General features: G+C 38.5%; 5 protein-coding genes and 1 pseudogene. 2 read left to right on the top strand and 4 right to left on the bottom strand.

Features of this window, described 5'->3' with window-relative positions:
* Positions 1-390 precede the first annotated feature (390 nt).
* Positions 391-558 (top strand): YjcZ family sporulation protein, encoded by a 168-nt coding sequence (locus tag AC625_RS26290; protein ID WP_082191333.1) that lies wholly within the window; start codon positions 391-393, stop codon positions 556-558.
* Between the two features lie 216 nt (positions 559-774).
* Here the strand turns inward: AC625_RS26290 and AC625_RS24920 are convergent, their stop codons facing one another.
* On the bottom strand, positions 775-1,209 hold the full coding sequence (locus AC625_RS24920) for a hypothetical protein (protein ID WP_245645136.1): 435 nt from the start codon (positions 1,207-1,209) through the stop codon (positions 775-777).
* A 489-nt stretch (positions 1,210-1,698) separates the two neighbouring features.
* Here AC625_RS24920 and AC625_RS24915 point away from each other — a divergent pair, with 489 nt between their 5' ends.
* Positions 1,699-2,211, top strand: coding sequence for a DUF3231 family protein (locus AC625_RS24915; RefSeq protein ID WP_049684108.1), 513 nt, complete (start codon positions 1,699-1,701; stop codon positions 2,209-2,211).
* A 205-nt stretch (positions 2,212-2,416) separates the two neighbouring features.
* On the opposite strand, the gene AC625_RS24910 is transcribed toward AC625_RS24915, so the two are convergent.
* The 3 genes and pseudogenes from AC625_RS24910 to AC625_RS24900 all read right to left on the bottom strand — a co-directional run.
* Entirely contained in the window at positions 2,417-2,860 is a 444-nt protein-coding gene (locus AC625_RS24910) for a hypothetical protein (RefSeq protein WP_049684107.1), read from the bottom strand.
* 292 nt (positions 2,861-3,152) lie between these two features.
* A complete protein-coding gene (locus tag AC625_RS24905) occupies positions 3,153-4,601 on the bottom strand; it encodes a GMC oxidoreductase (RefSeq protein ID WP_245645135.1) in 1,449 nt (482 codons plus the stop codon).
* A gap of 101 nt (positions 4,602-4,702) precedes the next feature.
* Positions 4,703-5,042, bottom strand: a pseudogene (locus tag AC625_RS24900) (hypothetical protein); the annotation flags it as partial.

Raw genomic sequence — 5,042 nt, 5'->3', positions numbered from 1 at the left:
ACTCGCTACGAGTGAATGGCTAGTTCTTTCTCGACGGGAATCCCACCCGCTATATGATACGACCTAGGCTCGGCCGCACAAGCACCCATAGCATCATGCACAATGATAACTATAAAAGACAACCAAGGGGAGATCTTGGTTGTCTTTTATGAGAGGCAATATTTCTTGCGTTTCATTCTATTGTGAAGGACGTATACTCATTTCCATGTTATGCCCTAATTTAGTAAATGAGCTTATTTTCACTCAAAATAGGTGATTACCTATTAAATAAAAAGTCCTGCATCATATAAACATGCGGATATTTGTGACATTTCATTATTTTCAACATACTATTAAGTAGCCCATGCAAGTAGTAAGTGCCTCCTTTAATACAAAAGGAGATGTTTGTATATGTCAGGTTGTGTAGATGGCGGTCGTGGTTTTGGTGGCGGCTTTGCCTTGTTAATTGTTTTGTTTATCCTCTTAATCATTATTGGATGTAGTTGTGGCGGTGGATTCGGCGGATTCGGCGGCGGTGGCGGCTATGGTTACGGTGGCGGTTACGGGGGCTTCTGCTAATAAATAAGTAACAAAAAGGACGACCGTCATAGGCCGTCCTTCTTTAAATTAAAGCTGGTTATTAAATGAAGATTGCTGACTATCAAAACCATGTTTATGTAAATAGGTTTCATTCTCTTAGTTCGTCCAGATAATAAAAAAAGGAGCTATTGATCGGCTCCTGGGATTTAAGTAATGCATCCGTATTATTATTTAATGAGGCTAGCAAGAACCATCTCAGTAATGTCCACCATACCCCATGCCGTAAGATGGATAACCACCATATCCCATGCCGTAAGATGGATAACCGCCATATCCCATGCCGTGAGATGGATAACCGCCATATCCCATGCCCTGAGATGGATAACCACCATATCCCATGCCGTGAGATGGATAACCGCCATATCCCATGCCCTGAGATGGATAACCGCCATATCCCATGCCCTGAGATGGATAACCGCCATATCCCATGCCCTGAGATGGATAACCGCCATATCCCATGCCCTGAGATGGATAACCGCCATATCCCATGCCCTGAGATGGATAACCGCCATATCCCATGCCCTGAGATGGATAACCGCCATATCCCATGCCCTGAGATGGATAACCGCCATATCCCATGCCGTAGCCATAACCTCCAACTTGTCTTTCCATTTTATATCTCCTCCTCAAATTGTTTCAAAAATAGTGTATGTGTCCATATTCAATGAGGGGTAGGCATTTGCCTATTTGTAAAGGATGTATGCTTGGTTGTTATTATATTTGAGGTATAGTCATAACCTCTCGTTGTACTAGCTTTCACAAGACAATTAGCAACAGGCAACGATTTACTGTTCTCTCAACTAACCCTCCCCTAATAGAAGAAGGTGTTTTTCTGAATGTATGATTTTAAACATTTTCGTACATTCACAAGAATGGTTTAGCCATGAAGACTTCACCTTATAGGCATGAGAAAAAGATCTTTCAATCGAAAGATCCTTTTTTACTACTTATTCCACTTAATTCCTCGTTAATTACACAATAACTTCGCTTGCTGAACTGCCCCCTTTCAAATAACTCACAAACAAAATAATGAATTAAATAGCAACAGATTGAAAAACATAAAGATATGTGCTTTGAAGAAGGGTGGCACTAATTGTGAATTTAATTAGGAGGATTACAATGGGAATTTTAAGTGGAAATCCAACAGATGAACCAATGCACTATGGAGAAGTTTTTGGAACGTGGGTGTTTCTTACAACGGTTAAAGGCCTAATCGCAGGTTATCAAACCCACCTAAATCATGCCGGTGATGAAGACTTGCAAAAATTACTTGAGGAAACCATTCAGGGTGGGCAACAAGAAATTAAACAGATTGAAACTTTATTAAAAGCAAATGGAATTGGCCTACCTCCAACACCTCCTGAGCGACCTAAAGCATGCTTAGAGGACATTCCTGCTGGAGCACGATTTCAGGACCCCGAAATAGCAGCTGCTCTTTCAATGAGCATTGCGGCAGGATTAGTATCGTGTAGTACAATTATGGGGCAATGCATTCGAGAAGACATTGCTATAATGTTCGGGCAGTTTCATATTCAAAAGGCGGCACTCGGAGCTAAAGCTCTACGACTAAATAAAGAAAAAGGATGGTTAGTTCCACCACCATTACACCATTATAAAGCTGAAGATTGTTAGTTAATTTAAAACTGGTACAAGGGGAGCAGAACTTTTAATCTGCTCCCTTTTCTCTCTTAAAGTAATCTGTCAGTGGAATAAGGACAAATTTTTTTCCTTTAAAATGAATGTACGTTTTTAGTTATTTTCGTACATTGAAAAGACCACCAAATTGGTGGTCGTGCTGTTGAATAAAGTAACCCGTTAATACAATAACGAATTTATTTTATTTAGCTAATTTATAAAAACCAAACTGAAATACTGTTTGAAAAAAGAGAAAAATCATGGCTCCTAAAATTGAAATAAAAATGTAGTTAATAATAAAATCAATTCTAAAAAAGAAAATGGAAAATATAACGCCACTAATAACACCCAGCAACAAGTAAGCCAATACCATTGTAAGGATACCTTTAATCCCTTTCAAATTAAACTTCTTAATAATTATGCTATCAATAACAGATGATAAGATTACACCTAATATTATAAAAATAAAAAAGCTTGGAACGAAATTGATAGCAAATAAACCACTAAAAGAGTAATACCCTATATCAGGCAGTCTTTCGGATATTGGTGTGTATGTTTGCCAAGAACCTCCCAAACTAAATGCAACGGCTGAAACAATAGCAGCTATAATTTTAATAAAAATCAGCTTGGAGCCCGTATAAGACATTTTTTCACCTCACTTCTTACCTTTTTTATCATTTTCCCTACTATCAGTACGACAGAATTAACCACAAATAGTTTAATGGAAAATTTAATTATATAGTTCCACTCAACTGTCCGGTTAAAAGTTTACATAATCAGATATTATTGGAAATTCAAAAAAGGAAGGTGGGGAATCCTTCCTTTTTCTATATATAAGGGGATTGAGTACTACGATATAGATAAATACATTTATAAATCTATTAACATAATCTCAATTCTTTAAAACTAAGAATTTACAACATTTATTAGTTCAAAACTCAACTAGACTGACGAACTATATGATCTGCAAGTCTAATGGCTAAAGCAGAGCCAGTAAGTGTGGGACCAGCTGCTGTTAGGGTTGGGAGAACACTGTTATCTGCAACATACAGGCCCTGAACTCCATGTATTTGGCCATGAGGGTTTGTTGCCGATGTTGCAGGATCATTCCCCATTCGACATGTGGAAGCCTCATGCATGTCAGCACCAGGAGGTCGGAGTACTAATGAAGACTCATCAAGAGTCACTCCCATAGCAGCTGCCGATTTTCTAATTCCTTGTTCCACTTGTTCAGCTGTTTGACGATCTTTATTACTTAATGAATATTGCACTTGTTGCATTGGTACACCATATTCATCTTTTTGACTTTGATCAATATATACCCGGTTTTCACGTCTAGGTTCTACTCTTCCAAAGGTTGCATAAACAATCATCAACTGATCTTTCAACGCTTTATCTTCGAATTGCTGATAGGACCAATATTGGTCAGGACCAAGAATCTGAATTTGATAAGGATCATCTTCAGTCTCAAATTTCAATATTGATAAATTACCGAGTCTATCAGAAAACTGTCTTCGACTTACTGTTCCTATTCCAATCATCGATACATGCCCTGTTAAATAACGACCGATTGCATCCCCTTTTATGTTAGAGTTAAGCAATAAACGCGGAGTTTCTAAAGTACTTGCAGAAACCACTACATTTTTTGCCCGAATCCTATGTGATTTTTTGTCAGCGTCATATACATCGACACCAGACACTTTTCCACCTTGAGTTCTGACTCGATACACATAGGCATCTACAGCGAGATCATAAGGGCGATCAAACAAGGCTGCAGCCATTGCATTAATCGAACTATACCAAGCATTAGAATGGACTTCGCCCTGCCTAGAAGGTGCTAAATCAAGAGCAAGTGGCATATCTTGTGCTTCCAAAATCCCAGCACCATGGAGCCTCCTTAACATCTGTTCTTGTAACGAGGAACCTTTCGCCCAATCGGTTGTTACATGCAGTAATCTCTCTGCCGTCCTATAATATACATCTAGTTCCCGGGGATGAATCGGCCATTTTCTCAGTTCTTCATCAATCGGTCTCGGAGTTGCGCAATTCCAAAGCAACGACCTTCCTCCTAAAGCATATATCATTCTGGCGCCAGAAAATTGAGGCAGGCGATCACCTATAGTTGTGGAATTGTATGCAATAAGTTGATCACGTGACGTATTTACATTTTGTGTAGGAATATTTTGGCCATGGGAATGAAATAACTTATCTCCCTTTTCCAATATTCCAATCTTTTTTGCCCCTTGTTTTTTCCACAGCTGACAAAGTCTTTGTAAAGCAGCTCCCCCTCCAGGTCCAGACCCTACAATTAGAACATCATATTCTGTACCTGACATTTCACTGAGTGTTTTGGTTGGAATCCAGTTATTCGCATATCGTATTACCACAATAGTCACTCCCTTTTCATATCGTTCTTTTTCATTAAAGGGTATGTACTACTATTTATCATATATGCCTAAGTGGTACCCAATCCTTTTTGTTTTTTTGGTCACTTTTCATATTTTTCTAGAAAGTCAGCTAATGCTAAATGTAATACATCAGACTTATTGATCCTCTCAACTTCACAAAACTCATCTAAACGCTTACCAATGGCACGATCAATAACAATAGTCTTTCTTGTTTTATCACTTTGTGGCAACTGTTTGACGCGGTTATAAAGACTTTGCTCATTAGTTTGTGTAGTTGAGGTAACCTCTTGCCACGATTTAAGCATTTCCTTAATCATATGGATTTCATCTTGGGTGAATTGTTCATGAACAATAGGTGGATTATTTGTGAATATCTTATTACTTTGCGTGAAAGACGTATGAACTTTAGGTGAACTAGAC

The organism is Peribacillus loiseleuriae, from assembly GCF_001183985.1.
Lineage (GTDB): Bacteria > Bacillota > Bacilli > Bacillales > DSM-1321 > Peribacillus > Peribacillus loiseleuriae.
Note: the sequence above shows the minus strand (reverse complement) of the source record. Positions and strands in the feature narration are given on the sequence as shown.

Excerpts from the sequence above, each read along its gene's own strand:
- AC625_RS26290 (WP_082191333.1), top strand. The coding sequence starts at position 391 with ATGTCAGGTTGTGTAGATGGCGGTCGTGGTTTTGGTGGCGGCTTTGCC.
- AC625_RS24915 (WP_049684108.1), top strand. The coding sequence starts at position 1,699 with ATGGGAATTTTAAGTGGAAATCCAACAGATGAACCAATGCACTATGGA.
- AC625_RS24910 (WP_049684107.1), bottom strand. The coding sequence starts at position 2,860 with ATGTCTTATACGGGCTCCAAGCTGATTTTTATTAAAATTATAGCTGCT.